Annotated in this window: 27 protein-coding genes and 1 pseudogene; 14 read left to right on the top strand and 14 right to left on the bottom strand. The window is 66.3% G+C overall.

The features are described 5' to 3' along the window. Positions 1 to 23: 23 nt before the first annotated feature. On the top strand, positions 24 to 1,253 hold the full coding sequence (locus I7X39_RS12520; protein WP_198111503.1) for an MFS transporter: 1,230 nt from the start codon (positions 24 to 26) through the stop codon (positions 1,251 to 1,253). Positions 1,254 to 1,256: 3 nt separating this feature from the next. Here I7X39_RS12520 and I7X39_RS12515 read toward each other — a convergent pair whose 3' ends face one another. Both I7X39_RS12515 and nadA read right to left on the bottom strand, forming a co-directional pair. Continuing rightward, positions 1,257 to 1,553 (bottom strand): late competence development ComFB family protein, encoded by a 297-nt coding sequence (locus tag I7X39_RS12515; protein WP_198111502.1) that lies wholly within the window; start codon positions 1,551 to 1,553, stop codon positions 1,257 to 1,259. Positions 1,554 to 1,603: 50 nt separating this feature from the next. Next, entirely contained in the window at positions 1,604 to 2,701 is a 1,098-nt protein-coding gene (gene nadA, locus I7X39_RS12510) for a quinolinate synthase NadA (protein WP_198111501.1), read from the bottom strand. Positions 2,702 to 2,732: 31 nt separating this feature from the next. On the opposite strand from nadA, the gene I7X39_RS12505 reads away from it, so the two are divergent. From I7X39_RS12505 to I7X39_RS12490, 4 genes are all read left to right on the top strand, one after another. After that, positions 2,733 to 3,470, top strand: coding sequence for a substrate-binding periplasmic protein (locus I7X39_RS12505; protein ID WP_198111500.1), 738 nt, complete (start codon positions 2,733 to 2,735; stop codon positions 3,468 to 3,470). A 92-nt stretch (positions 3,471 to 3,562) separates the two neighbouring features. After that, a complete protein-coding gene (locus I7X39_RS12500; protein WP_198111499.1) occupies positions 3,563 to 3,781 on the top strand; it encodes a hypothetical protein in 219 nt (72 codons plus the stop codon). Next, positions 3,778 to 4,338 (top strand): tRNA adenosine(34) deaminase TadA, encoded by a 561-nt coding sequence (gene tadA, locus I7X39_RS12495; RefSeq protein WP_259376445.1) that lies wholly within the window; start codon positions 3,778 to 3,780, stop codon positions 4,336 to 4,338. Before I7X39_RS12500 ends, tadA begins: the two co-directional genes overlap by 4 nt. Further along, positions 4,335 to 5,306: an LD-carboxypeptidase gene (locus tag I7X39_RS12490; RefSeq protein WP_198111497.1), complete on the top strand. Its 972-nt coding sequence runs from the start codon at positions 4,335 to 4,337 to the stop codon at positions 5,304 to 5,306. Before tadA ends, I7X39_RS12490 begins: the two co-directional genes overlap by 4 nt. 98 nt (positions 5,307 to 5,404) lie before the next feature. Here I7X39_RS12490 and I7X39_RS12485 read toward each other — a convergent pair whose 3' ends face one another. Then, the gene (locus I7X39_RS12485; RefSeq protein ID WP_198111496.1) at positions 5,405 to 6,349 is read right to left on the bottom strand and encodes a class I SAM-dependent methyltransferase; all 945 of its coding nucleotides are present in this window, start codon (positions 6,347 to 6,349) and stop codon (positions 5,405 to 5,407) included. A 425-nt stretch (positions 6,350 to 6,774) separates the two neighbouring features. Here I7X39_RS12485 and I7X39_RS12480 point away from each other — a divergent pair, with 425 nt between their 5' ends. Beyond that, positions 6,775 to 9,321: a TonB-dependent receptor gene (locus I7X39_RS12480; protein ID WP_198111495.1), complete on the top strand. Its 2,547-nt coding sequence runs from the start codon at positions 6,775 to 6,777 to the stop codon at positions 9,319 to 9,321. A gap of 277 nt (positions 9,322 to 9,598) precedes the next feature. Here the strand turns inward: I7X39_RS12480 and I7X39_RS12475 are convergent, their stop codons facing one another. From I7X39_RS12475 to I7X39_RS12465, 3 genes are all read right to left on the bottom strand, one after another. After that, the gene (locus I7X39_RS12475; protein WP_198111494.1) at positions 9,599 to 10,912 is read right to left on the bottom strand and encodes an aspartyl/asparaginyl beta-hydroxylase domain-containing protein; all 1,314 of its coding nucleotides are present in this window, start codon (positions 10,910 to 10,912) and stop codon (positions 9,599 to 9,601) included. After that, positions 10,912 to 11,583, bottom strand: coding sequence for a hypothetical protein (locus I7X39_RS12470; protein WP_198111493.1), 672 nt, complete (start codon positions 11,581 to 11,583; stop codon positions 10,912 to 10,914). Before I7X39_RS12470 ends, I7X39_RS12475 begins: the two co-directional genes overlap by 1 nt. Positions 11,584 to 11,678: 95 nt before the next feature. Further along, on the bottom strand, positions 11,679 to 13,700 hold the full coding sequence (locus I7X39_RS12465; protein ID WP_198111492.1) for an alpha/beta hydrolase family protein: 2,022 nt from the start codon (positions 13,698 to 13,700) through the stop codon (positions 11,679 to 11,681). A gap of 583 nt (positions 13,701 to 14,283) precedes the next feature. On the opposite strand from I7X39_RS12465, the gene I7X39_RS12460 reads away from it, so the two are divergent. The 5 genes from I7X39_RS12460 (at position 14,284) to I7X39_RS12440 (ending at position 18,104) form a co-directional block, all read left to right on the top strand. Next, complete coding sequence (locus tag I7X39_RS12460; protein ID WP_198111491.1) at positions 14,284 to 14,928, top strand: energy transducer TonB; 645 nt, start codon at positions 14,284 to 14,286, stop codon at positions 14,926 to 14,928. A 293-nt stretch (positions 14,929 to 15,221) separates the two neighbouring features. Next, positions 15,222 to 15,869, top strand: a complete 648-nt coding sequence (locus I7X39_RS12455; RefSeq protein WP_310739917.1) for a MotA/TolQ/ExbB proton channel family protein — start codon at positions 15,222 to 15,224, stop codon at positions 15,867 to 15,869. A 25-nt stretch (positions 15,870 to 15,894) separates the two neighbouring features. Beyond that, positions 15,895 to 16,323 (top strand): ExbD/TolR family protein, encoded by a 429-nt coding sequence (locus tag I7X39_RS12450; RefSeq protein WP_198111489.1) that lies wholly within the window; start codon positions 15,895 to 15,897, stop codon positions 16,321 to 16,323. A 16-nt stretch (positions 16,324 to 16,339) separates the two neighbouring features. Continuing rightward, on the top strand, positions 16,340 to 16,768 hold the full coding sequence (locus I7X39_RS12445) for an ExbD/TolR family protein (protein ID WP_198111488.1): 429 nt from the start codon (positions 16,340 to 16,342) through the stop codon (positions 16,766 to 16,768). Positions 16,769 to 16,847: 79 nt separating this feature from the next. Continuing rightward, entirely contained in the window at positions 16,848 to 18,104 is a 1,257-nt protein-coding gene (locus tag I7X39_RS12440; protein WP_198111487.1) for a hypothetical protein, read from the top strand. 62 nt (positions 18,105 to 18,166) lie between these two features. On the opposite strand, the gene I7X39_RS12435 is transcribed toward I7X39_RS12440, so the two are convergent. The 7 genes from I7X39_RS12435 to I7X39_RS12405 form a co-directional block, all read right to left on the bottom strand. Beyond that, a complete protein-coding gene (locus I7X39_RS12435; protein WP_198111486.1) occupies positions 18,167 to 18,925 on the bottom strand; it encodes a 3-hydroxyacyl-CoA dehydrogenase in 759 nt (252 codons plus the stop codon). 78 nt (positions 18,926 to 19,003) lie between these two features. Then, positions 19,004 to 19,660 carry an adenylate kinase gene (gene adk, locus I7X39_RS12430; RefSeq protein ID WP_198111485.1) on the bottom strand — a complete coding sequence of 219 codons (657 nt, stop codon included), beginning with the start codon at positions 19,658 to 19,660 and terminating at the stop codon, positions 19,004 to 19,006. A gap of 76 nt (positions 19,661 to 19,736) precedes the next feature. Beyond that, complete coding sequence (gene kdsB, locus I7X39_RS12425) at positions 19,737 to 20,489, bottom strand: 3-deoxy-manno-octulosonate cytidylyltransferase (protein WP_198111484.1); 753 nt, start codon at positions 20,487 to 20,489, stop codon at positions 19,737 to 19,739. Next, on the bottom strand, positions 20,486 to 20,680 hold the full coding sequence (locus tag I7X39_RS12420) for a Trm112 family protein (RefSeq protein ID WP_198111483.1): 195 nt from the start codon (positions 20,678 to 20,680) through the stop codon (positions 20,486 to 20,488). Before I7X39_RS12420 ends, kdsB begins: the two co-directional genes overlap by 4 nt. Beyond that, on the bottom strand, positions 20,613 to 21,689 hold the full coding sequence (gene lpxK / locus I7X39_RS12415; RefSeq protein ID WP_310739916.1) for a tetraacyldisaccharide 4'-kinase: 1,077 nt from the start codon (positions 21,687 to 21,689) through the stop codon (positions 20,613 to 20,615). Before lpxK ends, I7X39_RS12420 begins: the two co-directional genes overlap by 68 nt. Positions 21,690 to 21,712: 23 nt before the next feature. Beyond that, positions 21,713 to 22,132, bottom strand: a complete 420-nt coding sequence (locus tag I7X39_RS12410) for an ExbD/TolR family protein (protein WP_198111482.1) — start codon at positions 22,130 to 22,132, stop codon at positions 21,713 to 21,715. Then, entirely contained in the window at positions 22,129 to 22,824 is a 696-nt protein-coding gene (locus I7X39_RS12405) for a MotA/TolQ/ExbB proton channel family protein (RefSeq protein ID WP_198111481.1), read from the bottom strand. Before I7X39_RS12405 ends, I7X39_RS12410 begins: the two co-directional genes overlap by 4 nt. Positions 22,825 to 22,912: 88 nt before the next feature. On the opposite strand from I7X39_RS12405, the gene xseA reads away from it, so the two are divergent. The 3 genes from xseA (at position 22,913) to I7X39_RS12390 (ending at position 25,802) form a co-directional block, all read left to right on the top strand. After that, entirely contained in the window at positions 22,913 to 24,211 is a 1,299-nt protein-coding gene (gene xseA / locus I7X39_RS12400; RefSeq protein WP_198111480.1) for an exodeoxyribonuclease VII large subunit, read from the top strand. Between the two features lie 37 nt (positions 24,212 to 24,248). Next, a complete protein-coding gene (locus I7X39_RS12395; protein WP_198111479.1) occupies positions 24,249 to 24,830 on the top strand; it encodes a superoxide dismutase in 582 nt (193 codons plus the stop codon). Between the two features lie 99 nt (positions 24,831 to 24,929). Further along, the gene (locus I7X39_RS12390; protein WP_310739922.1) at positions 24,930 to 25,802 is read left to right on the top strand and encodes an endonuclease/exonuclease/phosphatase family protein; all 873 of its coding nucleotides are present in this window, start codon (positions 24,930 to 24,932) and stop codon (positions 25,800 to 25,802) included. 10 nt (positions 25,803 to 25,812) lie between these two features. Here the strand turns inward: I7X39_RS12390 and I7X39_RS23260 are convergent. Further along, positions 25,813 to 25,986, bottom strand: a pseudogene (locus tag I7X39_RS23260) (DUF192 domain-containing protein); the annotation flags it as partial. Between the last annotated feature and the right edge of the window lie 137 nt (positions 25,987 to 26,123).

The following is a 26,123-nucleotide window of genomic DNA, read 5'->3' as shown; positions in this document are numbered from 1 at the left end:
CCCGGGCTGTCAGCATCACCCCCATGCAAACCCTAGCCCTGCCGGCCGACGCGCCGAACCGCAGCCGAGCCGACTGGACGACTATCGGTGTCGTCGGTCTGGCCCATGGCACCAGCCACTTCTTCCACCTGCTGCTGCCGCCGCTGTTTCCGGTGTTCGCGCGCGAATTCGGCCTGAGCTGGGCCGAGCTGGGCCTGCTGGTGTCGGTGTTCTATGCGGTCTCGGGGGTGGGGCAGGCGTTGTCGGGCTTTGTGGTGGACCGCCATGGCGCGCGCCCGGCACTGATGGTGGCGATGAGCCTGTTCGCGCTGGCGTCTCTGGCGGCGGGCTTGGCGCAGGGCTATGTCGGCCTGATGCTGGCCGCGGCGCTGGCCGGCCTGGGCAATGCGCCGATGCACCCGGCCGACTTCAGCATCCTGAACCAGCGGGTCAGCCATGAGCGCATCGGCCACGCCTACTCGGTGCATGGCATCAGCGGCAATCTGGGCTGGGCGCTGATGCCGGTGCTGGCCCTGGCCGTGCTGGGGACGGGGGCGAGCTGGCGCTACGTCTACCTGGCCAGCGCCCTGGTGGCCCTGCTGGTGCTGAGCCTGCTGGTGCTGCAGCGCGAGCATCTGCAGACCCAGGGTCACGCACGCAAGGCAGCCGGTGCGGCAGGTGCGCCCGAGGCCCACCCGCTCGCCTTCCTGCGCCTGCCTTCGATCTGGCTGTGCTTCTCCTTCTTCCTCTTCACCACGGCGGCGCTGGCCTCGCTGCAGAGCTTTGCGCCGGCCGCCCTGGCCCTGCTGCATGGCCGCAGTGCCGAATCCCTGAACCTGGTGGTGACGGCCTACATGCTGTGCGGGGCCCTGGGCATGCTGCTGGGCGGCTTCTGGGTGGTGCGGGCACGCCGGCTGGAGCGCAACATCGCGCTGGCGCTGCTGGTGGCCATGGCGCTTCTGCTGCTGGCCACGCTGCCGGGCTTGTCGGCCTGGGCTGCGGTGGCCCTGGTGGCGCTGGCCGGCATCGGCACCGGCCTGGCTGGCCCTTCACGCGATCTGCTGGTCAAGCAGGCGGCACCGGCCGGCGCCACGGGCCGCGTCTACGGCACGGTGTATTCGGGCCTGGACATCGGCTTTGCCGTGGCGGCGCCAGTGGCCGGCGCCCTGCTAGATGCCGGCAGCCCGCGGGCGGTGTTCTGGGTGGCGGCGCTGGCGCTGGGCCTGGCCCTGCTGGCGGCCCAGGCGGTCACCTGGGCCAGCCGCCGCGTCTGAACTTCAGCCCTGCTTGGCCCGCATGGCCATGCGGGCGCCGACGAAATTGAAGGCATAGGCCACGGCATCGACGATGCCCTGGTCCATCTCCAGGCGCTCGTGTTCGGTCAGGTAGAAGCTGAAGTCCACCGCGTGGCGGATGTAGCGCGGCGGCAGGCGATTCAGGGCCACACAGGCCACGTCGCACAGCAGGTCGTTGGAGATGGCGATGTCCGGATAGTCCGGCGCGGCGTCCATCACGGCAGCGAAGACCTCGCGCTCGTGGTGGTTGTAGAGCTGGGTGAAGTCCGGGTTGGCCATGGATCCTCCGAGTTTGTTGGGGTTATAGCCGCTCGCCTGCCGGCTGGGGATCAGGCCGCGCCCATCCCCGATTGCAGCGCCGCGCGGGTCTTGAGCTGGGCGGTGAAGTCCAGCATGCGGGTGATGCAGGCCTGGGCGCGCTGGCGCACAGGCTCGTCCACCGTGATGCTGGGGCTGCCGGACTCCAGGCAGCTGATGAGATTGCGCAGGCCGTTCATGGCCATCCAGGGGCAGTGCGCGCAGCTCTTGCAGGTGGCACCGTTGCCGGCGGTGGGGGCCTCGATGAGGTTCTTGCCCGGCGCGAGCTGGCGCATGCGGTGCAGGATGCCGTTGTCGGTGGCGACGATGTAGTCCTGCGCCTGGCCCTCCACCACGGCCTTGATGAGCGCCGAGGTCGAACCCACCACATCGGCCAGCTCCACCACCGCGCGCGGGCTTTCCGGGTGCACCAGCACCAGGGCCTGCGGGTACTGCTCCTTCAGGAGCTGCAGCTCGATGCCCTTGAACTCGTTGTGGACGATGCAGTCGCCCTGCCACATCAGCATGTCGGCACCGGTCTGCTCCTGGATGTAGCGGCCCAGATGCCGATCGGGCGCCCAGAGGATCTTGTGCCCCTGCGCCTTCAGATGGCCGACGATTTCCAGCGCACAGCTGCTGGTCACCATCCAGTCGGCGCGCGCCTTCACGGCGGCGCTGGTGTTGGCGTAGACGACCACCTTGCGGTCCGGGTGGGCGTCGCAGAAGGCGGCGAAATCGTCCGCCGGGCAGCCCAGGTCAAGCGAGCAGGTGGCTTCCAGCGTGGGCATCAGCACGGTCTTCTCGGGCGACAGGATCTTGGCGGTCTCGCCCATGAAGCGCACGCCGGCCACCGCCAGGGTCTGGGCGGCGTGGTCGCGGCCGAAGCGCGCCATCTCCAGCGAATCGGCCACGCAGCCACCGGTTTCCAGAGCCAGATCCTGCAGATGACCATCGACGTAGTAGTGCGCCACCAGCACGGCGCCGCGCGCGCGCAGCAGCTCGGCGGCCTGCGCTTTCAGGGCCTGCGCTTGGGCGGGGCTGACGGGGTCGGGGACCTGGGCCCAGGCCTGCGCCGTGCAACTCGTGCCGGCGGCGTCCTGGCGGGTGTAGTCGAAGGCAAGGGATTCCATGGGCAGGATGCTATCCCCCTAGACTCCGCCCATGCGGCGCAGGGAGGCGCTGGCCCTGTTGGGCGCGGCCACACCCGCGTGGGCAGACGCGCCAGCCTTGAGATTCGCGATTGGTCAGACCTGGGGGCCGCCCTTCGTCACCGAGGGGGCCGACGGCCGCCTGCGTGGGCTGCTGATCGATCTGGTCGAAGCCATTGCGCGCGAGGCCGGCCGCCCGGCCGAACTCCACAGCCTGCCGGCGCTGCGCGTGGCGCAGGCCTTGGAAAGCGGGGCTGTCGATCTGCAGTGCCCGATGAACCCGGCCTGGTGGGGCCAGCCGGTGCCAGACTTGCGCCGCTGGAGTGCCCCCTTGCTCACGATGCGCGATGTGCTGGTGGCTGCACCCGGCACGAGCCTGGACTGGCCCGGGTTCCTGCGTGCCCGGCGCCTGGTGGTCGGCACCGTGCACGGCTATCTCTATCCGCCCCTGCAAGCCGACTTCGACGCCGGTCGCCTGCGCCGGGACGACGCGCCCAACCAGGCTGCCCAGTTGCGCAAGCTCGAGCGCGGGCGCTCGCCCGTGGCGGTGGTCAATGAGCTGGTGCTGCGCGCTCACAACCGCGCACTACCAGCGGCGCAGCGCCTGCGGGTGGTGGCGGTCATCGATGAGGTCAAGACCTACTGCCTGCTGGCCCCCAACCCGCGCGGCGGCATCGAAGCCCTGCGGGCCGCCATTCGGCGCGCCACCCAGGCCGATCGCCTGGCGCCCTTGATCGGGGCCGAGCCTTAACCGGGGCCAGGGGAGGGCGGCACAATCGGCGCAGGCCCGGTCGTCGGGCGACCAGCGGCCCCGGTGGGCCGCTGCTGCTTGAGGGAGCTGCGATGCGCGCTGTGTTCGGGGTTGGGATGATGCTGGTGGTGCTGGCCGTGGGGCTGGTGCTGGTCAAGCAGCAGACAAAGGTGCTGGTTCCGGCGCCTGCGCCGGGCGCCACGGCGGCTTCGGCCGCGCCTCCGGCCCAGGCCCTGCCGCAGGCGGTGGGCAAGCAGGTCGAGGGCCTGCTGCAACAAGGCGCCGAGCGCGCCAGCGAGGCCACGCCCTGAACACCACCCCACCCCAGCCGCAGGACGAATACGCCATGCGCCTCGCCCTGGACCAGGCGCACAACGCCTGGCTGGCCGGCGAAGTGCCGGTCGGGGCGGTGATCCTGCGCCAAGGCCAGTTGATCGCCACCGGCTACAACCGTCCCATCACCACCCACGACCCGACGGCGCATGCCGAGATCGTGGCCCTGCGCCATGCCGCCACTCTGCTGGGCAACTACCGGCTGCCGGAGTGCGAACTCTTCGTCACGCTGGAGCCCTGTGCCATGTGCGCGATGGCACTGATGCACGCCCGCTTCAGCCGCATCGTCTACGCCACCGCCGACCCCAAGACCGGCGCAGCCGGCTCGGTGGTCGACCTGTTCGCCCAGCCGCTGCTGAACCACCACACGCGCATTCAAGGCGGCGTGCTGGCCGAACCCGCCGCGCAGCTGCTGCGCGACTTCTTTGCCGAGCGCCGCGCCCAGGCGCGTGAACGCCGTGCCGCGCGCCGCGGCACGCCGGAACCCATTCCCGTCGGCGAAGCCACCGAACTCCCGTCCTCCTTCGAGCCATGAGCCACCCAGCCCACCCGCACGGCAGCGCGCCAGCGCCCCTGTCCCTGAGCATCTACAGCCCGGCCGGCGTCTACCGCAAGGCAGCGCAGTTGCGCCGGGCGGCCAAGCACCTCGGGAGCCTGGGCTTCAGCGCCACGCTCGATGAATCGGCGCTGCTGCGCCAGCAGCGTTTCGCCGGCACGGATGAGCAGCGTCTCGACGCCATCCATCGCGTGGCCGCCAGTGGCGTGTCGGTGGCCCTGGCCTCACGGGGCGGCTATGGCCTCACGCGCTTGCTCGATCGCCTGGACTGGGACCTGCTGGCCCGCTCGGTCGAGCGCGGTACGCGCTGGGTCGGCATGAGCGACCTGAGTGCCCTTCAGCTCGGTCTGCTGGCCCACGCGCGGGGCTGTGGTGTGAGCTGGCAGGGCCCCCTGGCGGGCGATGACTTCGGGCGCACGGCCGCGCAGGGTGGGGTGGACGACATCACCGAGGCCTGCTTCGTCGAGGCGATGCAGGGCGAGCTGGAGGCCATCGGTTTTCGTGAGACGGGCGCCGCGCGCGGCACCCAGCCGCACGACGGCTTCGAGGCCGAGGGCCTGCTCTGGGGCGGCAATCTGACGATGCTGTGCTCGCTGCTGGGCACGCCCCACTGGCCGCGCATCAAGGGCGGCATCCTCTTTCTGGAAGAGGTCGCCGAGCACCCCTACCGCGTCGAACGCATGCTGCTGCAGCTGCAGCAGGCCGGGGTGCTGGCGGCGCAGAAGGCGGTGCTGATCGGCGACTGCGGCGGCTGGAAGCCCAGCCCGCTCGACGGCGGCTACAAGCTCAAGGATGCGCTGGCTGCGGTGCAGGCACGCACTTCGGTGCCCATCCTGCAGGGCCTGCCTTTCGGTCATGTCCGCACCAAGGTCTGCCTTCCGGTCGGCGCCAAGGCCCAGCTGGTGGTGCAGGGGCGCGATGTGCTGGTGGCCTGGGGGCATGTGTGAACCACGCGACTGGCTTGGGCGGGTGAACAGTTCAAGGTCGAGCTGCCCTTACGGCTGCCAGCACAGGGCCATCTGACAGGCGGGTGGCGGATGAAGTGTCAGCCTGCCAGCAGCGACCATGCCATCAATTGGCCGCGCTCGTGAAGGAGGGCGCGCTGGGTGTTGCGCCCACTTGCGTGCAGCTGGGCCTCAAGTTCCGACAGTTTGGCTTCGTCGACCGCATGCGTCACAAGTTCGGAAAGACGAAGCTGAGCGTCCTGCAGTTGCTGGCGATAGGCCTGGAGCCGTGCGCTTCCGGCCGGACCCTCTTGAAATGCCTGCATGATGGCCTGCCTCGCCTCATGCAGCACATCAGGGCAGTGGCTGGTGGCGATCTCACGTTCGATCTGCTCCTGGGCAGCATTGAACCGATTACGTAGCGCCAATGCGGCAGGATCGCGGTCGAGTTCCATGCGGCCTTGTGGTGTGCGCGCACGCATCAGCAAGGTTTGCATGCCGGCAGCCAAATCCAGCAGTCCATCCGCGGCGAGTAGGTCTTGGATGTGACTGCCCTCGGCTCGCGCCAATCGCACTGGCAGAGACTCGGCGTGGTGTAGCACCAAGGCCAGGCGACCGTGCCGACGCAATACGCGCAGCGACTCGGAGAGGGCGAGAGCGAGGTCGCAATACTCCAGTCCGTACTGGCTGACGACAAGATCGAAGCAGGCCGAGTCGAAAGGCAGGGCCTCGACGGACGTACTTGAATGCAAATGGATTCGACTGTCGGCGAGTCCGAGGCGATCCGGAGGGGGAAGTTCGGCCAAGTCGACTCCATCGCAGCGCCATGCGCCATCTTCGCGGCGCAACGAAGCGAACAGGCGTGGCAGGGCTCCGCTGCCAGTGCACAGGTCCAGAACTCGCGCTCCGAGCGGCAGTTCGGCTGCGACGTGACCCCAGAAGGACACAAACGCCCCGCCGTACTGCTGGTCAAAGCTGCCGTGACAAGAGTGCAGCGCACCGGTCGCCCAATAACGGGACCAAACTTGGGGGCGTTCACCACTCATTCAAACTTCTCGAACATGGACGCATCGCGCAATTCTCCGCCGCGCAGGCTGCCTTCGTATCCCCTGTAGGTCCAAGGGCATTCACTAGGCGGGCTGGCTTGCATTTCTGATGCTGTTGTGAGTTGGCAACAAATGCGGGCGTGCGGGGAGACGGGGCCGCTTTCGGCGGGGCGGTATTGGCTGCAGGTAAAAGTTTGATTGATGGGGGTCATGTGTTTGTAAGTTCATGTTTTTGTCGGCTTTTGCTGCCATTGTGAGAGTCGCCGTGTATGCGAGTGGCCCGGCGAAGCGGTGCGGCTTGGGGAAGCCCCGGGCGAACACTGTGACCCCTGGCCTGAGAATCGCTCGATGCCCTCAATAGAGGCGGCACGATTTTTTTTGAATCGGGCCTTGAGGGTTTTGCTTCCTTTCCCCTAGGAGATTCCATGTTCAAGAAGACCAAGGTGTGCGCCAGCGTGCTGCTGGCCGTTGGCGGTGGCGTTTTGGCCACCTCGATGCCCGCCTTTGCCCAAGAAGCACAAAAGCTCGAGCGCATTGAAGTGACCGGCTCGCGCATCAAGCGCGCTGACGCCGAAGGCGCGCTGCCTGTCACCGTGATCACCCGTGCCGAATTGGAAGCCTCCGGTTCGACCACCGTCGCTGAATTCATCCGCAACTCGACCTTCGCTTCGACGGGTCAGTTCCGCCCTCAGTCGGGTAGCTCCGCCCAGTCGTTCTCTGGCGTGAACCTGCGCGGCCTGGGCAGCAACCGCACCCTGGTTCTGGTTGATGGCCGTCGCGTCGCGAAGGCTCCGAACGTCGGCGACTCTGCCGACATGAACTCGATTCCGATGGCTGCAGTTGAGCGCATCGAAATCCTGACCGACGGCGCTTCCGCCATCTACGGCTCGGACGCCATCGGTGGCGTGGTGAACGTTGTTCTGCGCAAGGACTTCGAAGGCGTTCATTTGATGGCCGGCAAGACCAACCCTTCGATCAAGGGTGGTAACCGCGAAGAAGCTTCGGCCATTTTGGGCATCACTGGCGAGAAGGGCCGGGTCGTCATGGGTGCCTCGCGCACCAGCCGCGACATCATCTGGGTGCGTGACTACCCCTGGGGTGCTCCGAAGGGTGCTTCGTCCTACTCGAACCACTTCTACCAGGCGATCGACATCGGTGGTGGCGAATACCTGCCCAACATCTCGGGCGGTGGTTCGCGCGGCAAGGCCGGCAGCTGCGATTTCCCGGACAAGGGCTTCTACGTCGATGCGACGGGCCGTTGCCGTTACGACTTCAACCTGGTGGCTGCTGACGAAGCCGCCACCGGTGCCAAGTCGATTTTTGCGCGCGGTGAGTTCCGCATCAATTCCGACTGGAATGCGTACCTGAACGTTTCCAGCACCAACAACACCAGCTTCGGCCGCTATGCGCCGGTGCCGGACACGATCCTGGTGACCCCGGGCAGCGTGCTGGCCAACCGCTACAAGTTCACGCAGCCGGTGTTCCTGGCCCACCGCTTTGCTGCTGCAGGTAACCGTGATACCAGCACCGATGCGACCCTGACGGATTACACCGCCGGCTTCCAAGGCACTGTCGGCAGCGTTGATGTCGACATGGGTGTTCGCCGCACCGTTTCCAAGTACCAGGAAATTGGTCGTGGCTTCATCGTGAAGGGTCTGGCAACGGCCGCCATCAACAATGGCGTCTACCAGGTCGACAATCCCTTCCTGAACTCGGACCAAGTGCTGAAGTCGATCACGACCACCACGGGCCGTGATGGCCTGTGGGCACAGACCGACTACTTTGCCAACGCCTCGTTTGACCTGTTCCAGATGGGCAACGGCTCGGCTCGTATGTACGTCGGCCTGGACCGCAGCGTGCAGCAGTACGCCGACATCTACGACTCGCTGAGCGAAGCCGGTGAGGTCCTGGGCAGCTCGGGTAGCTCGGCTGAAGGTCATCGCACCGTCAGCGCCGGCACCGTCGAAGTTCTGTTCCCGATCATGAAGGGTCTGGAGGCTTCGGTGGCTGGCCGCTACGAAAAGTACTCCGACTACGGCAATGACTTCTCGCCGAAGATTTCGGTTCGCTACCAGCCGATGCGCTCCCTGACCCTGCGCGCCTCGGCTGGCGAGGGCTTCCGCGCCCCCACGCTGCCTGAGCTGAACCAGAAGCCTGCCTTCAGCGCTGACACCGTTGTCGACCCGCGTCACTGCTTGGCCGATGGTGGTTTCTCGGCGGCCGAGTGCCAGACCGAAGAGTTCCAGATCAATGGCCTGCGCATCTCGAACCCGGCCCTGAAGTCGGAAAAGTCGAAGCAGTGGTCGATTGGTGCCGTGTGGGATGTCATGCCCAACCTGAGCACCAAGCTGGACGTGTGGCACACGAAGATCCATGACGTGATCAATTTCGTGTCTGCCCAGCAGATCGTCGATCGTGATAACGGCGACAGCAAGCTGCCCATCCCGGCCGGCCTGTCGATCCGTCGCGATCCGAGCACGGGTGCGATTCTGCAGATCGTCAGCGGCTCTGCCAACGAGGGTGTTCTGAACTACGGCGGCTTTGACGCCAGCGTTCTGTTCTCGCACAAGTGGGCTGGTATTGGCAATTTCTCGCACGAGCTGACCTACTCGCGCGTGACCAAGGCTGAGCAGGATGGCGTTGACTACAACGGCACCTTCGGTTCGCCAAAGCACCGCGCCGTCTTGGCCAACTCGTGGAAGCTGGGCGGTTTTGCCGTTCAGTACAACCTCAACGTGATCGGCAAGAACGGTGAGCGTGATGGCGACTACGCTCCCACCTACACCACCCACGACGTGCAGTTCGCCTGGGATACCCCGCTCAAGGGTGCCAAGCTGATCCTGGGTGTCAACAACCTGACCGAGAAGTTCCCGGCGCTGGTGGGTTCGCCTTATGACCAGAAGCCGTTCAATTACTACCTGTACGACGCCTATGGCCGTCAGTACTACGGTCGTATTGAAATGAAGTTCTGATCGGGGAACCGAGGCGAATCCAGGCAGGGACTTCAGTCCCTGCCTGTCTGAAAGAGGGGGCTTCGGCCCCCTTTTTTTGTCGCCAGCGTTACCGGCATGCGAACGATCAGGGTAGGTCGCGCGCCCTGGATCGCAAATGCTGCGACTCTGATCGATCCGCGCTGTTGCTCACGATCAAGCTAGGGCGCCGAGTTCGTCCTCAGCCAACGAGCCGCGCGCGAACTTGTTGCTGCGCCCTTGTTCCGTCTGCCTTCCGCTTCGAACTTCTTCGTTCGTCCTAGAGCGGCGGCTCCTCAAGTGCCGAGATGCGCCCGACCAAAGCGAGGACTGCGCTGCGCTCGGGCACTGTCAGGTGGGGGTTCCAGCAGTCCATTAGCAGCACGATGCGCGTCTGGCCCGAGCGGTTCCAGGCTTCGTGCCTGAATGTGTCGTCGAACATCATGGGCTGCCCCTCCTGCCAAGCATGCTCACCATGCCCAATGATGTTTAGCGCGCAATCTGCGGGAACGATCAATGGCAGGTGGTAGACCAAGCGCGTGTTCGTGGTTCCGTAGTGCGGCAGGATGTGCGAGCCTGGCGTGAGGACTGAGAAGCAAATTTCTGGTGCCTGTCCGGGTACACGGCAAAGCTCGATGGAATCAAGGAGTGCACTGGTCCTTGGGGCGCGCTGGTGATTGGCGTCAAAGCGCTGACCGTGGCGATAGAAAAAGAAGGCGTCCCAGGCCGGTTGCTCTCCCGTGCCGCCAATATAGGCGGACTTGTCCGAGTCTGCGGACAGCCCGAGGAAGTCCTCAAAGGATGCCTCATCTTCCTCGCGTAGGCGTAGCGCTTCATCGCGCAGGTCCTTCCATGCCTCGACCAACTGCCCGCTCCACGGCTGCAATGCAGGATCGTGATAGGGACCTGCCGGCAGGTGTGGGAAGTACAAGAACTTTGGACGTTGGTGCGGATCACTGGGCCCCAGGTGCGGAGCTTCGCCCAGGTAGTGGTGGATGCAGTCGGAGAAGCGCTGCATCTCGGCGCGGCCATAGGTCTGTACCTGCGAGTCCAAGACATCCATCAGCCATTGCCGACGTACGCCATCGACCCGCGCCAACCAACTGCGCACAAGGTTGTGCCAACTCGGTGGCGTGGTTTCGGCGCTGACCCACTGGCCCTTGGCTTGGGCGGTGCGGATGGCCTGCCAGCCAGCGCGCGTTGCTGCATCCTCCTGCCCGGCTGCGTCCAAAATTTGCGCGAGCGTGAGCCATGCCACCGCATGATCAGGTGCTCGCTTCAAGAACGCTTGCAGCACCAGCGCCGCTTCGTCGAACTTCGAGCGCTGGGCAAGTGATTCGGCCAGACGCAAGTTGAGTTCCGCATGCGCGGGCTCAAGGGCGATTGCTTCTCGCAGCCAGATCAAGGCGCGCTCAACCTGGCCTGCCTGCTGCAATGCAACAGCCAGCAGGTAGCGGGGTTCGAAGGCCAGCGGATCTAGTGCCGCGATGCTTTCAAGCAGAGGCAGGGCCCGGCTGAACTCTCCGCGTCGTAGTGCGACTTGGGCGGCCATCAGCTTGTCGCCCCAGTCGCGCGTGGCAGTGGGAGCCGTCATCACTTGCCTCGCTTGATTGCGATCTCGTCTTCTTCGTTGTACTTGCGCTTGGCACAGTCCGCTGCATAGTCCTGGCGCATCTCGAACAGCCGATCGGCGTCATTGGCGGCCGCGTCGTTTCGCTTGTTCCACTCGACTGCCATTGCCTGCTGCTTTTGGGCGCGCTCGTTGTAAGCGGCCACGGCATCTTCGTAAGCCTTCACCAATGCATCGCGCTCTGACACCAGTGCAGCTTGTTTCTTATTCAGGGCCTTTTGCTCGTCGCTCATCTCGAGGCGACGCCGATCGAGATTGCGCGGCTTCTGTTCTTCTAGTTCAGCGCGGCGGGTGTTCCAACTCTCAATTTGAGTCTGCATCTCTTTCATCCTGGCCTGCCAATCCTTCAGGCGGGTCACATGCTCGTCCAGGGCCGCTTTGCTGGGCTTGAGGGCCTCTGCTTCCTGGGCAATTTGGTCCTTCTCCGTCTTGAGCGTCGCCTTGCGTGCTTCAAGGTCCGCGTGCAGCGCGTTCGCATCGGCTTGCAGCGTCATGCAGGCGCGCAGTTCCTCGCGCGTCATCTTCTTTTCGGCCTTGGGTGCGGGTGCAGGTGCGGCCTTCTTGTTCTCGGCGTGGCTGGGCAGGGTGACCAGGAGCGAAGCGAGAAGAAGGCTGGATGCGATAGGGTTCTTCATGGGGCGGCGTGGGGCTGTGAGGGGGAATGAAAAAAGCGCCAACGCGCGGGTGCGGGTTGGCGCCGAATCTGCGACCAGTGGTCGTCAACAGCGTTTTAGTTTAGATGTTTGGCGAGGAAGGTTTCCATGCGCCGATAGAAGTCGAAGCGGTTCTTGGCGAGACCGAAGCCGTGGCCTTCGCCCTCGTAGACGATAAGTTCAACGTCCTGGTTGCCGGCCTTCTTCAGCGCATCCAGCATCTTTTTGCCGTGAGGCAGCGGTACGCGGGAGTCCATCTCCCCGTATGCCATCAAGACCGGCTGCTTGATCTCGGCGGCGCGCTTCAATGGCGAGGTACTGGCCAACTGCGCTGCATCCGCCGTCGGATCGCCCACCATCTTCGGCATGCCGTAGCGCATCCACTTGCCGCCCATGAAGTCGCTCCAGCCAACTTCGTACATCAGCTCAATGTCGGTCACGCCAACCCAGTTGATGCCAGCCTTGAAGAGTTCGGGCTCCTTCACCAATCCCATCATGGTGGCGTAGCCGCCGTAGCTGGCGCCCGCGATCGCAATGCGCTTGGCATCTGCCAAGCCTTGGCCAATCGCCCAGCGTACGGCGTCAGTCACGTCGTCCTGCATTGCCAGGCCCCATTGCTTCCAGCCGGCACGTTGGTGCCGGTCGCCGTAGCCCTCGCTGCCGCGGAAGTCGACTTCCAGGACCAGGTATCCGCGTGAGGCCAGGAATTGCGCTTCCGGAGAGAAGCCCCATTGGTGCCCGCGTACGAACGGACCGCCATGGACAAGCGCCACGGTGGGGAAGGGGCCCTTGCCTTGGGGCTTCGTGTAGTAGAGCGGCAATTCCATGCCGTCACGAGCCTTGATGCGCAGGTATTCCTGTGTGGCCAACAAGCGCGAGTCCAGCCAAGGGTAGGTGGCGCCCAGGAAAGTCAACTTGTTGCTGGCACGCTCATACAGAAAATAGGTCGGGGGCTGGCGATCCGAGGCGGCGGTCACGATGTGATGTTCCGCACTGGTGCAGGCTACCGTGCACTGGATCAAGTTGTTGGTGTTCGGTAGCAACTTGTCGACGGCGGCTTGCAGAGCCTTCATATCAGCGTCAAGCCAGACTTGGCCGGCGGTCTCGGCCAGGAACTGGAAGCCAAGCAGCTTCTTGCTTGCGCGATCGAAGATGGGCGCGCCATCAAAGTCGAAGCCCGCGATGGTGACCAGCGGCTGTGCAGCGCGCTGGCGCGTGGTGGGGTTGTAGCGATACAGCGCCTTGGTCTGTTCAGCATTGCCCGAGTAGGCCAGTACCAGCAGCGTGCCGTCATAGTCGACAGCCACCGGGTCAATGCGGTTCTCGCTGCGATCAAAGATGTCGAAGCGCGCCAGTTCTTCCCATCCGCCCTTCCAGCTGCGCCAATTCACTGCCATTTCGGACTTTCGGCTGGTGCTGATGGCAATGGCCGGCATCCCCTTGGTGTCTGCCAGCCACTCGATGGTCGAGGGCGGCACGTCGCCCGCCGGCAAGACCTTGTAGGTCATGTCCTTGGTATTCAGTCTTACCAGGCGAGAGGTCGGATCCACATTCTGGTCGCCTGAGAACTCGTAGAACTGCTGGACGAGAACGTCATCGCTGCCGTCACGGGTTAGTGAATGCAGCCGGAACCGGTTGGGCAGTGGCTTGGTACCTGAAGTGGCGCCTACCGTATGGGTCGCGTAGCCTCGCTCAATCAGCCACTTGTACTCCGTGCCATCCGCATTGATCGCATAGAGGCCGCCGTCCAGGCGGTCCGCGACTGCGGCGTCCATCTGCGCGGCAGAGAAGACCAGGCGCTCGTTGTTGACCCACTGGACAGACCCAACATCTGCATCACTGAACTGGGCGATCCCGACGAACTTCTTCGGCGTCTCGACGCGAGCGATGGCCAAGCCTTTGCGACCCTCGGTGGTCGGTACCAGCATGGCGATGCGCTTCCCGTCCGGGGAAAGTGCGGGCCGCAAGATGGCAGGCACCCTGAAGAAGTCCTCTACGGGAATTTCGGCCGGCTTGCTTGCCGCCATCGCATGGTGCCCACCTAGCAGCGCCACGAGGCCAAATGCGACTCCGCAGAGTGCGCGCGACACAACAGACATTTGCGTCTCCATATCATGTACTGGCAAAGCCGACCAGTATATGGAGCCGTGTCTCCAGCATTGCTCCGTGGTTCAACCGGTTGTGGAGATCGGCTGGTTGGTCATGACGTGTCACGGGTACCGGTCACAGCCGAGTCAGCGCAGCAGGGTGGGCATTGCTGTAGGGGGTTAGGCTGCAGACGGCTGGCCGTCTGATTCGTCGGGCACTTGTCACCGCAAACCGATGCGGGTTGGTCTTACGCTGGTATTCGAACCCAGGGGCTCCTGCGGCGTTGCAACTTCGCTCCTGGCGACATTGCGCCGCTCTGTTTGCTCTGTCCTCCGTAGGTTGCGAAGCTTCTGGTGCGGCGCTGGGTGGCGCACGTGCATTTGGTATGGGTTCTGGCTAACCCTTAAAGACTGTATTGGGTTGTCACCTATGATGCCCGGCTTTGCGACGTTGTTCAGCGGCTTTGCTGCGTTCGTCGCAGTCTTTGCGCTTGAAAAGGCGCTGAGTCGGTAGGTGAGGGTGCTGGCGGCAGCCGGACCCGAGCCTGGCTTTTGGCGTCTGCGGGCGTCTGTTTGCAGGTTTGAAGGAGCGCGCATGAATTTTGCGCAGGAGAACCAGGCCGGTTCGCGCATGACCAGCTTCGGCATCGTGATCTTGCTGCACGTGCTGATGATCTGGGCGCTGGCATCGGGCTTGGCGCGCAAGGTGGTCGAGGCTGTCAAGGGCCCGATCGAGACCAAGGTCATTGAGGAGGTCAAGCCGCCCCCTCCTGAGCCCGAGAAAATTGTTCCGCCGCCCCCGGATTTGAAGGCGCCTCCGCCGCCCTTCGTGCCGTTGCCGGAAATTCAAGTTCAAGCCCCGCCGCCGCCCAATGCGCCGGTGGTGCAGAACACGACGCCGGCCCCTGCCGTTGATGTGCGCCCGGCGCCCCCGCCCGCGCCGGTTCAGGCGCCCCCTGCGGCACCAGTTCCGACTGGGAAGGTGTCGGCCGGCATGCTGTGCCCCACGCTCGTCAAGCCGGAAATGCCGGGCATCAACTACGAGGGTGTGGCGGAGTACAAGGTGCTCGGCACCGTCAAGGGCGGTCGGGTGGTCGCCGTTGAGGTCGCTGTCAAGCGCGGCGTGCCTGACCGACGCGCCCAACGCCAGTTGATCACCGCCATCGAAAACGCCGTGCGCGAATACAAGTGCACGACGGACGGTGTGTTTGAACAGGAATTCGTGTTCAAGATCGAATAAGCGGCCAGACCGCTGCAGTCTCGGGCGCCCAAGCTGGGCGCCCGCCCTCTAGGCACAACGCCGCAATCTAGATTTCGTACGTAGGAGTTCACTCCATGCTTTCTCGTTTCTCTGCCCTGTTCGCGGCTCTCGCTGTTGCTGCGAGCCTGGTTGCCGCCCCCGCTTTCGCCCAAGACGCCGCCTCGGCGCCGGCCGCCACGACCGAAGCCGCGACTGCTGCTCCGGCTGAAGCGCCTGCTCCCGCCGCTGCGCCTGCTGCTGCCAAGGAAGCTGGGGAGAACCCCTACGGCCTGATGGCTCTGGTGACCCACGGTGACATCGTGGACAAGGCCGTGCTGGCCCTGCTGGTGATCATGTCGGCTGGTTCCTGGTTCATCATGTTCACCAAGCTGTGGGACACCCACAAGATTGGTGCCGAGGCCAAGGAAGTTCGTGCCAACTTCTTCAAGAAGTCGTCGCTCGCCGATGGCGTCAAGACCCTGAACGAAGGCAGCGCCTTCCGATTCATCGCTCAGACCGCTGTGGAAGCCAGTGAGCACCACGAAGGTGCGCTGACCGAGAACATCGATCGCAACACCTGGGTCACGATGAACGTGGACCGCGCCGTGAGCGAAGTGAACGCCAAGCTGCAAGGCGGCCTGGGCTTCCTGGCCACCGTCGGTTCGACCAGCCCCTTCATCGGCCTGTTCGGTACCGTGTGGGGCATCCTGCAAGCCCTGACCGCCATCGGTGTCGCCGGCCAGGCTTCGATCGACAAGGTGGCCGGCCCCGTGGGCGCCGCGCTGATCATGACCGCCATCGGTCTGGGCGTGGCCGTGCCGGCCGTGCTGGGCTACAACTGGCTGGTCAACCGCAACAAGGCCGTGATGGGTCAAGTGCGCGCCTTCGCCGCCGATCTGCACGGCGTGCTGATGGGCAGCCGTCAGATCTCGAAGCGCTGATCCGCTTCCGAACCGGAGACCCATCATGGGGATGAACGTCGGAAGCTCCGGCGGCGAAGACGAAGTGGTCTCGGCGATCAACACCACGCCCCTCGTGGACGTGATGTTGGTCCTGCTGATCATCTTCCTGATCACCGTGCCGGTGGTCACCCAATCGGTGACCTTGTCCCTGCCAAAGGAAACCAACGTCATTCGTCAGACCAAGCCCGAGAACATCGAGCTGGCCGTGACGAAGGACGGCGACGTGTACTGGAACACGGCTCTGATCAAGAGCAATGACGATCTGAAGGACCGTCTGCGCGGCATCGCGAGGATGGAACCTCAGCCCGAAGTGCACATCCGCGGCGACGAAAAGACGCGCTACGAGGCGGTCGGCAAGGTCATCTTTGCCTGCCAGCAAATCGGTATCCTGAAGCTGAGCTTCGTCACCGAGCCGCCGGCCCGCGGCGGTTGAGGCCAGGAGTGAAGTTATGGGAATGAATGTTGGAAGCAGCTCGGGTGGCGACGAACCAGAAGTGATGATGGACGTCAACACCACGCCGCTGATCGACGTGATGTTGGTGCTGCTGGTGATGTTGATCATCACCATCCCCATCCAGCTGCATGCCGTGAACCTCGACATGCCGGTGCCGAGCAAGAACCCGACGCCGCCGATTGAGCCGAAGGTCGTCGAGATCTTCATCGACTTCGACGGCACGCTGTTCTGGAACGGCGAGCAGATCGAAAGGGCCGTGCTGGATGCGCGCATGACCACCGCCTCGCAAGATGCGGATCAGCCGGAAATCCACATCAAGCCGCACAAGCTGGTGGACTACGGCCATGTGGCGCATGTGATGGCCACGGCCCAGCGCATCGGCCTGAAGAAACTGGGCATGGTGGGCAACGAGCAGTTCCTGTAAGGAATGCCCGTTGGCGCCTGACCACGCGCTGTCCGGTGCTTCGCGCCGGACGGCGTTTTTCATTTCTGGAGTGAGAACAATGAAGCTGAAGACCTTGGCCGCCTGCATGGTGGCGGTGTTGGGCCTGAGCCTGGGCGCGGGCGGGGAAGGCGGTCTGAGCCTGATCGGTGCCGCGCAGGCGCAGGCGAAGGTCAGCGCCGAACTGGGCAAGCACCTGACGGCGGTGCAGGGCCTGCTCAAGGGCGGCAAGTACAAGGAAGCCCTGGCCAAGCTGCGCGACGCTGAAGGCGTGGCCAACCGCTCGGCCGACGAGAACGCGCTGATCGAGCGCATGCGTTTTGCCGGCGCCCAGGGCGCTTCCGAGCCCGACACCATGGTGCGTGCCTACGAGGCCCTGAAGGCCGCCGGCAAGCTCGGTGGCTCGGAGAACCTGCAGTACCTGGAGGCGATCGCCGGCACCTACGGCCGCATCAACGCCAATGCGCAGGCCCTGAACTGGGCCAACCGCTACTTCAAGGAAGGCGGCAACAGCGCCGCCATGAAGGCGATCCAGACGCGCGCGCAGTTCCTCTCGGGCGACATGGGCGCCGTCATCAAGGACACGCTGGCGGAAATCTCGGCGGCCGAGAAGGCCGGCCAGGCGCCCAGCAAGGAAAAGCTCGGCCTGCTGATGAGCGCAGCCGAGAAGGCCAAGGACCAGAACGCCTATGGTCTGGGCGTCGAGAAGCTGCTGACCTACTACCCGAGCAAGGAAGTGTGGGCGGCCGCCATCTCCGGCATCCAGCAGAAGAAGGGCTTCAGCGACCGCCTGGTGCTGGATGTCTTCCGCCTGCGTCTGGCCACTGGCAATATGCGTGGCGAGCCTGACTACATGGACATGTCGCAGACCGCCGCCCAGGCCGGCTTTGCCGACGAGGGCATGAAGGTCGTGGAGGCTGGCTACGCCGCCGGCGTGCTGGGCCAGGGCAAGGACGCCGACCGCCACAAGCGTCTGAAGGACTTCATGACCAAGCGCGTGGCCGCCGTCAAGGAGGCGCATGCCGCGGCCGTGGCGGCTGCCAAGGAAGTGAAGAGCGACGGCAATGCGCTGATCCCGCTGGGCCTGGCCCAGGCGCAGCGCGGCGACGTCAAGGGCGGCATCGCTCTGATCGAGGAAGGCATTGCCAAGGGCAACCTGAAGCGCGAGGACGATGCCAAGCTCTATCTGGGTCTGGCTCACTTCATGGGTGGCGACACCGCCAAGGCCCAGGCCGCCTGGCGCGGCATCAAGGGTTCGGACGGCGTGGGCGAGATCGCCCGCCTGTGGCTCATCCACAGCCGCTCGGCCAAGAAGTAAACGGCTCGCTGCCGCAACAAAAAGGGCGCCCCGCGGGGCGCCCTTTTTTTCGTTCGCGTGGCTTACTTCGGAGCCAGGCGGATCGCGCCGTCCAGGCGGATCACTTCGCCATTCAGCATCTCGTTCGTCGCGATGGCGTGCACCAGCTTGGCGTAGTCCTCGGGCGTGCCCAGGCGCGAAGGGAAGGGCACGTTGGCGGCCAGCGCGTCCTGCACTTCCTTGGGCATGCCGAACAGCATCGGGGTGCCGAAGATGCCCGGGGCGATGGTCATGTTGCGGATGCCGTTGCGTGCCAGGTCGCGCGCGATCGGCAGGGTCATGCCGACGATGCCGCCCTTGGAGGCGGCGTAGGCAGCCTGACCGATCTGGCCGTCGTAGGCGGCCACCGAAGCGGTGCTGATCAGCACGCCGCGCTCGCCCGTGCTCTCGGGCTCGTTCTTGCTCATGGCCGCGGCGGCCATACGGATCATGTTGAAGCTGCCCACCAGGTTCACATTGATGACCTTGGAGAACAGATCCAGCGAGTGGCCGCCTTCCTTGCCCACGGTGCGCGCAGCGGGTGCGATGCCGGCGCAGTTCACCAGGCCCATCAGCTTGCCTTGGGCGGTGGCGGCATTGACCACGGCTTCGGCATCTGCCGCCGAGCTCACATCGCACTTGACGAACACGCCGCCGATTTCCCTGGCGACAGCCTCACCGCGTTCAACCTGCAGATCGGCCAGCACGACCTTGGCGCCCTCACGCGCCAGCATGCGCGCGGTGCCCTCACCCAGGCCCGAGGCGGCGCCGGTAACGATGAAGACTTTTCCTTTGATGTCCATGAGCGGAACTCCTTTGTGGGGATAAATGAAAACTGGGTCGCTTGTGGCGACCCAGCTTAGGAAAACGGGAGGGGCTTGTCAGCCCTGCAAGGCGGCCAGTGCCTTGGCGGTGATCTCGTCCACCGTGCCCACGCCTTCGATGCGGCGGTACTTGGGGGCGTTGGCGTCGCCCTGGGCGGCCCAGCCGGAGTAGTAGTCGACCAGCGGGCGCGTCTGGGCCTGGTACACGTCCAGGCGCTTGCGCACGGTTTCTTCCTTGTCGTCGTCGCGCTGGATCAGGGCTTCGCCGGTCTCGTCGTCTTGGCCGGCCACCTTGGGCGGGTTGAACTTGACGTGGTAGGTGCGGCCCGAAGGCGCATGCACGCGGCGGCCGCTCATGCGCTCGATGATGGCCTCGAAGGGTACGTCGATCTCCAGCACGTAGTCGAGCTTGACGCCGGCGGCCTTCATGGCGTCGGCCTGGGGGATGGTGCGGGGGAAACCGTCGAACAGGAAGCCGTTGGCGCAGTCGCTCTGCTGGATGCGTTCCTTCACGAGGCCAATGATGATTTCATCGCTGACCAGGCCACCGCTGTCCATCACCTGCTTGGCAGCCAGACCCAGGGGCGTGCCGGCCTTGACGGCGGCGCGCAGCATGTCGCCGGTGGAGATCTGCGGGATACCGAATTGCTTGCAGATGAAGGCGGCTTGCGTGCCCTTGCCGGCGCCGGGGGCGCCCAGAAGAATCAGTCGCATGGGGTTCCTGTCTTGACGGGGAAGGGCCCTCGCTCAGAGGGCGCGGCAGTATCTCATGGGGGTTCTTGCGCACCCCTTACGGACTGACCATGAGGCTTCGTACGCGGGCGAGGTCTTCCGGGGTGTCCACGCCCGGTCCGGGGCGCTCGGGGCTGAGGTGCACGGCGATGCGTTCGCCATGCCAGAGCACGCGCAATTGCTCCAGGGATTCGATGCGCTCCAGCGGGCTGGGCTCCAGCATCGGGAAGCGCCGCAGGAAGTCGGCCCGATAGGCGTACAGGCCGACATGGCGTAGCACCGCGCCGGCGTGCGGGGTGGCCGGCGCCGGGCCGTCGCGCCACCAGGGGATCGGGGCGCGCGAGAAGTACAGCGCCCGGCCGGCGGCATCGCAGACCAGCTTCACGACATTGGGGTTGCGGAACTCGTCGGCGTCTTCGATCGCATGCGCGACCGTTGCCATCGCGCACTCGGGGCGCTGCTTCAGGGTGTCGGCGCAGGCGCGGATCATGGCCGGCTCGATCAGCGGCTCGTCGCCCTGCACATTGACCACGCAGGCATCCCCGGTGAGCCCAAGCAGCTCACAAGCTTCGGCCAGACGGTCGGAGCCGCTCGGGTGGTCGGCGCGCGTCAGCAGGGCGCGTACGCCGTGCGCCGCGCAGGCCTGCAGCACCTCGGGGGCATCGGTGGCAACGACGACCTGCGCCGCACCGCTCTGCGCGGCACGCCGCGCAACGTGCACGATCATGGGCAGGCCGGCGATGTCGGCCAGCGGCTTGTTGGGCAGGCGTGTGCTGGCCAGGCGCGCCGGCACGATGACATGGAAGCTCACTGGCGCTCGCTCGGCGGCGCTTCGGTCAGCGAGCGCGCCTCGCCTTCCAGCATGACGGGAATGCCGTCGCGCACGGGGTAGGCCAGTTGGTCGGCCAGGCAGACGAGTTCCGTCTGCCCACCTTCATGGCTGAGTTGCAGCGGGCCCTTGCACAGGGGGCAGACCAGCAGTTCGATCAGGCGTGGGTCCATTTGGGGCGGGGCCGAGCAGTGGCTGCAGGTGCTGCAGCAGCGCGGCATCAAAAGCGGGTTCGGGCTGCAAGTCTAGGGGCAGCACCCAGGCGCGCTGGCCTCTCGCCAGGCGTTCGGGCGGCAGCTTGGCGGCGTCCTTTTCCGTCAGCAGCAGCTCGGCGTCCCCTTGCCAGGGCAGTTGCTCGAAGCCGAAGTGATCGGGCAGGGGCAGGGGTTCGATGTCCAGCCCGGCCGCGCGCAGCATCTCGAAGAAGGCCTGGGGGCGTGCCAGGCCCGCTGCGGCCAGCAGGCGCCGGCCGCGCAGCTCGGTCAGGGGCACAAGGGGCTGCGGCGGGCCTCCCCACCAGTCGGCCAGGGGCAGGGCGCCAGCGAGACGGCGCTGGGCCACGAAACCGGGCAGGGCAGTGCTGGCCTGGCCCTCGCTGTACAGCACCAACTGGGCCGCGCGGCTGCCCGGCAGCGGAGGAGGCGTGTGATCCTGGCGCAGCGGGCCGGCCGGCAGCAGCCAGCCATTGCCCAGGCCGCGGCCGTCGAACACCAGGATGCTGAGGTCGCGCGCCAGGCGGTGGTGCTGCAGGCCGTCGTCGCTGAGCAGGATCTGGATGTCGGGGTGGGCGGCCAACAGGGCGCGGGCTGCTTCGCCGCGGTCCTGGCCGACCGCCAGGGGAACGCCGCTGCGGCGGTGGATGAGTAGCGGCTCGTCGCCCAGCTCGTCCGCCGTGCTGCCAGGGCCGGCCACACGCACGCCCTGGCTGCGCCGGCCGTAGCCGCGCGAGACCACGCCGGCCCGCCAGCCCCAGGCCTGCAGGCGCTGCAGCAGGGCCAGCAGCGTGGGGGTCTTACCGGCGCCGCCGACGATCCAGTTGCCGACCACGACGACGGGCACCGCGGGGCGTTCGATGGGCCTGCGGCCGGCCGCATAGGCCTGCCGCTGCCGCGCGGCCAGCGCGCGGTAGAGCGCGCTCAAGGGGCGCAGCGCCCAGGCCAGCGGCCCGCGCCGGGCCCACACTCGCTGCAGCCAGGCCTGCGTGTTCAGCGGCCCTGCTCCTGCTGCGCCGCAAAGGCCAGCTTGGGCACGCCGGCGCGCTTGGCGGCGTCCAGCACATTCATCACCAACTGGTGCGGCGCCAGGGCGTCAGCCGCCACCACCACCTGCACATCCTTGTGGCCCTGGGCCTCGCTGCGAATGTGGCTGACGAGGGGTTCCACGCCCACCGCGCCCAGGGTGACGCCGTTGACGGCGTAACGCCCGTCCGGGCTGACGGCGACCACGATCTCGAAGGGCGCCGCCTTGGCCGGCCCCTGGCCCGCCTGGGGCAGGCGGATCTGCAGCGCGGTATGGGGCGAGAAAGTGGTGGTCAGCATCAGGAAGATCAGCACCACCAGCAGCACATCGATGAAGGGGATCAGGTTGATCTCCGGCTCCTCGCGGTGGCGGATGCGGAACTTCATGCCGCCACTTCCGTGTTCTTGAACTCGGGATGCTCACCCGCGCTGCCCTGCTGCTGCCGCGCGGCGCGAATGGCCGCATGGGTGTGGCGCGTCAGCTGGTGATAGAAGCGCTCGCTGGCGTTCTCCAGCTCCAGTTCGAAGTCCTCGACCTTGGCGCGGAAATGGCGGTGGCAGAGCAAGGCCGGGATGGCGACGATCAGGCCGAAGGCCGTGTTGTAGAGCGCGATCGAGATGCCATGCGCCAACTGGGCCGGATTGCCTGTGCCGGGGGCCTGGCTGGCGAAGATCTCGATCATGCCGATCACCGTGCCCAGCAGGCCCAGCAGCGGCGCGGCGGTGGCGATCGAGCCCAGGGTGGTGAGGTAGCGCTCGAGCTGGCGCACCGCATTGCGGCCTTCACGCTCGAACAGCTCGCGCAGGTGCTGGTCGCTGATGCGCGGCTCGTCCATCACCGCGCGCAGGCCACTGGCCAGCACCTGGCCGAGCAGCGAGCTGCCGGCCAGCTTGCCCACCACATCGGCGCTGGGCATGTGCTGCGGGTCGAATTGCCGCAGATCAGCCAGCAGCCCGGAGGGCACGATGCGCGAGGCGCGCAGGCTGTAGAAGCGCTCGAAGATCAGGGCCACCGCCACGAAGGAGCAGGCCACCAGGGGCCAGATCGGCCAACCCGCCGCTTGTAAGATCGCCAGCAAAATCATCCTCCGAGAGCCCGAGGCCCTCGCCCCGCAATGGGCGCCGATTGTGCCAAGGGCTTGCCACCGGCTCCGCGCCGCCGCACCCATGCTTTCCCCGCCCGACAGCCGCGCCTGGAGCGTGGCCGCGCTGCTGGCCTTTCTGGCCGAGACCCTGAACCAGCGCGTCGGTGCCTGCACGGTGGAAGGCGAGATCGCCAGCTTCACCCGTGCGGCCTCCGGCCACTGCTACTTCAGCCTGAAGGACGCTGAGGGCCAGGCCGCCTTGCTGCGCGTGGCCCTGTTCCGGCGTGCGGCCAGCCAGCTGCGCTTCGCCCCGCAGGACGGCCAGCGCGTGCGCGTGCGCGGTCGCTTGGCGCTGTACGAGCCGCGTGGCGAGCTGCAATTCATTGCCGATAGCCTCGAACTCGCCGGCGCCGGCGCGCTCTTCGAGCAGTTCCTGCGCCTCAAGGCCCAACTGGAGCGTGAGGGTCTGTTCGACCCCTCCCGCAAGCGCGAGCTGCCGGCCTTTCCGCGGGCCATCGGCGTCATCACCTCGGCCAGCGGGGCGGCGCTGCATGACGTCTGCACCACGCTGGCGCGGCGCTCGCCGCAGGTGGAGGTGATCGTGTACCCCAGCCTGGTGCAGGGCGCCGAGGCGCCGGCGGCGCTGCTGCGCGCGCTGGCGCTGGCGCAGCAGCGCCAGGAAGTGGACCTGCTGCTGCTGGTGCGCGGCGGTGGTTCGATGGAAGACCTCTGGGCCTTCAACGACCCCGAGCTGGTGCGTGCGGTGGCGGCCAGCCACCTGCCCATCGTCTGCGGCGTGGGCCACGAGACCGATGTGACCCTGTGCGACCTGGCGGCCGACCTGCGCGCCCCAACCCCCACCGCTGCAGCTGAGCTGGCCGCGCCCGCGCGCGAGAAGCTGTTGCGCGAACTGGCGCGCTGGCAGCAGCGCCTGGGCGATTGTGTGCAGCGCCACCTGGACAGTTTGGGCCAGCGCCTGGACCGCGCGGCCCTGCGCCTGGCGCGGCCGCGCCTGGAGGCGCCGCGCCGCCGCCTGGATCAGGCCGAAGGCCGCCTGCGTGCGGCGCTGGAGCGCCGGCTGGATGGCGCGCACCAAGTCTTGCCCGCCCGCGCCCTGCGCCTGCGCTCGGCCGGCCACCAGCGCCTGGACGCTCTGCATCACCGGCTGGAGCGCGCCGCCGCCCGCCTGGAAGCCCTGAACCCGCAGCGCGTGCTGGAGCGCGGCTTTGCCTGGCTGGACGACGGCCAGGGCCAGCCCATCACCCAGACCACCCAGCTGCACAGCGGCCAGGCCGTGCGCGCCCGCCTCGCGGATGGCGAAGCCGCCCTGCGCGTGGAGCAGGTGACCCCACAGGCCCCGCAGGCCGAGCTGGGTTTCTAGAATCGCCGCCCTCTTTCCCCTACAAGCCGGAGTGAACATGGAACACCAACTGCCCCCGCTGCCCTACGCCAAGGACGCCCTGGCCCCCCACTACAGCGCCGAGACGCTGGAGTTCCACCACGGCAAGCACCACAACGCCTACGTGGTGAACCTGAACAACCTGCAAAAGGGCACCGAGTTCGAGAACATGACGCTCGAAGAGATCGTCAAGAAGAGCTCGGGCGGCATCTACAACAACGCCGCGCAGATCTGGAACCACACCTTCTTCTGGAACTGCATGAAGCCGGCCGGCGGTGGTGAGCCCAGCGGCGCCCTGGCCGCGGCCATCAATGCCAAGTGGGGCAGCTACGCCGCCTTCAAGGAAGCCTTCGTGAAGAGTGCGGTTGGCAACTTCGGTTCGGGCTGGACCTGGCTGGTGAAGAAGGCCGATGGCTCGGTCGACATCGTCAACACCGGCGCCGCCGGCACCCCGCTGACCACCGCCGACAAGGCCCTGCTGACCGTCGACGTGTGGGAACACGCCTACTACATCGACTACCGCAACCTGCGCCAGAAGTTCGTCGAGACCTTCCTGGACAAGCTGGTGAACTGGGAATTCGCGCAGGGCAACTTCGCCTGATTCCGCGTTTTGTTTCATCGCTTGGAAGGGGCCCGCGCCGCGGGCCCTTTTTTCATGCGCTGGCGCAGCCGGTGCCGTGTCCTGCTGGGCTTGAGTCTTGTGGGTCTTGCCAGCCCCTGGCTGAGCCGATGGCTGGGCGTCGGCACCCTGGCGTGGCTGGCCGACCTGGCGGCTCACTGGGCTTGGTGCTGGGTCTTGCTCGGCTTGCTGTGTCTGCCTTGGGCGCTGGTGCACGCCGATGGGCGCACCCTGCTGGGCTTGGTGGTGCTGGGGCTGCCCTGGTTGCCACTGCCGCCGCGCACGCCGGCTCTTGAAGCGGCGCCCGCCTGGTCGGTGGTGACGGCAAACGTCAACCTCGACAACCACGACCCGCGTGCCCTCAAGGCCTGGCTCGCAGTGGATTCGGCCGCCCCGGTGGCGGTGGTGGCCCTGGTGGAAGTGACGCCCCGCTTTGCCGCCGCCTGGGGGCAGGACTCCCGCTGGCCCCATGCCCATTGGGCCCCGCGCGAGGATCCCTTCGGCTTGGCCTTGCTGTCGCGCTGGCCGATCGAATCGGTCCGGATGGAGGCGGACGCGGCCGGCATCCCGCGCCTGCGGGCGCGGCTGCGCAGCCCGGACGGCCTGATTGAGCTGTGGGTGCTGCACCCCATGCCGCCGCTGGCGCCACGCTGGGCGGCGTTGCGTGACGACATGCTGGCTTCACTTCAGCCCGGCGGGCCTGCATTGGCGCTGGGCGACTTCAATGCGAGCCCTTGGTCGCGCGGCGCAAACCAACTCGCTGCGCAGGGCTGGCAGCAGGCCAGTGGCCTGGGGCCGACGTGGCCGGGCATGCTCGGCGGCTGGTGGGGCATCCCCATCGACATGGTGTGGACCCACGGCCCTTGGCGGCGCGGTCGCGCTGAGGTCGGGCCCGACATTGGCTCCGATCACCGCCCCGTACGGGTGCCGCTGCGCCTGCAGCCCGGCGGCTAGCGCCCGCCCTTCAAGTGCCGAAGGGCTTGCCCTGCAGCTTCATGCCGGGCTTGAGCCCGCGCTTGGCAAACCAGCCCTGGTTCATCTCCAGCGCAAAGCGCACCGGCTCTTTCGAGCAATGGCTGGTTTCGTCCAGCGGCTGCACATCGGCCAGGGAGGCGATGCGGCCGTCATCCGCCAGGAAAGGGGATATCGGGGTCAGATACCGTCTTGAATTGCAAGCCCCGGCATCGCGATTTGAGGGTTGAACGGCTGGCCTGAGCGCAGCACGCCGTAAATCAGCATCGCCAGCTTGTGCATGCAAGCGCCGACGACGGCCTT

It is taken from the genome of Inhella proteolytica (genome assembly GCF_016093275.1).
Taxonomy (GTDB): domain Bacteria; phylum Pseudomonadota; class Gammaproteobacteria; order Burkholderiales; family Burkholderiaceae_C; genus Inhella; species Inhella proteolytica.
This window is presented reverse-complemented; position numbering and strand designations above follow the sequence as displayed.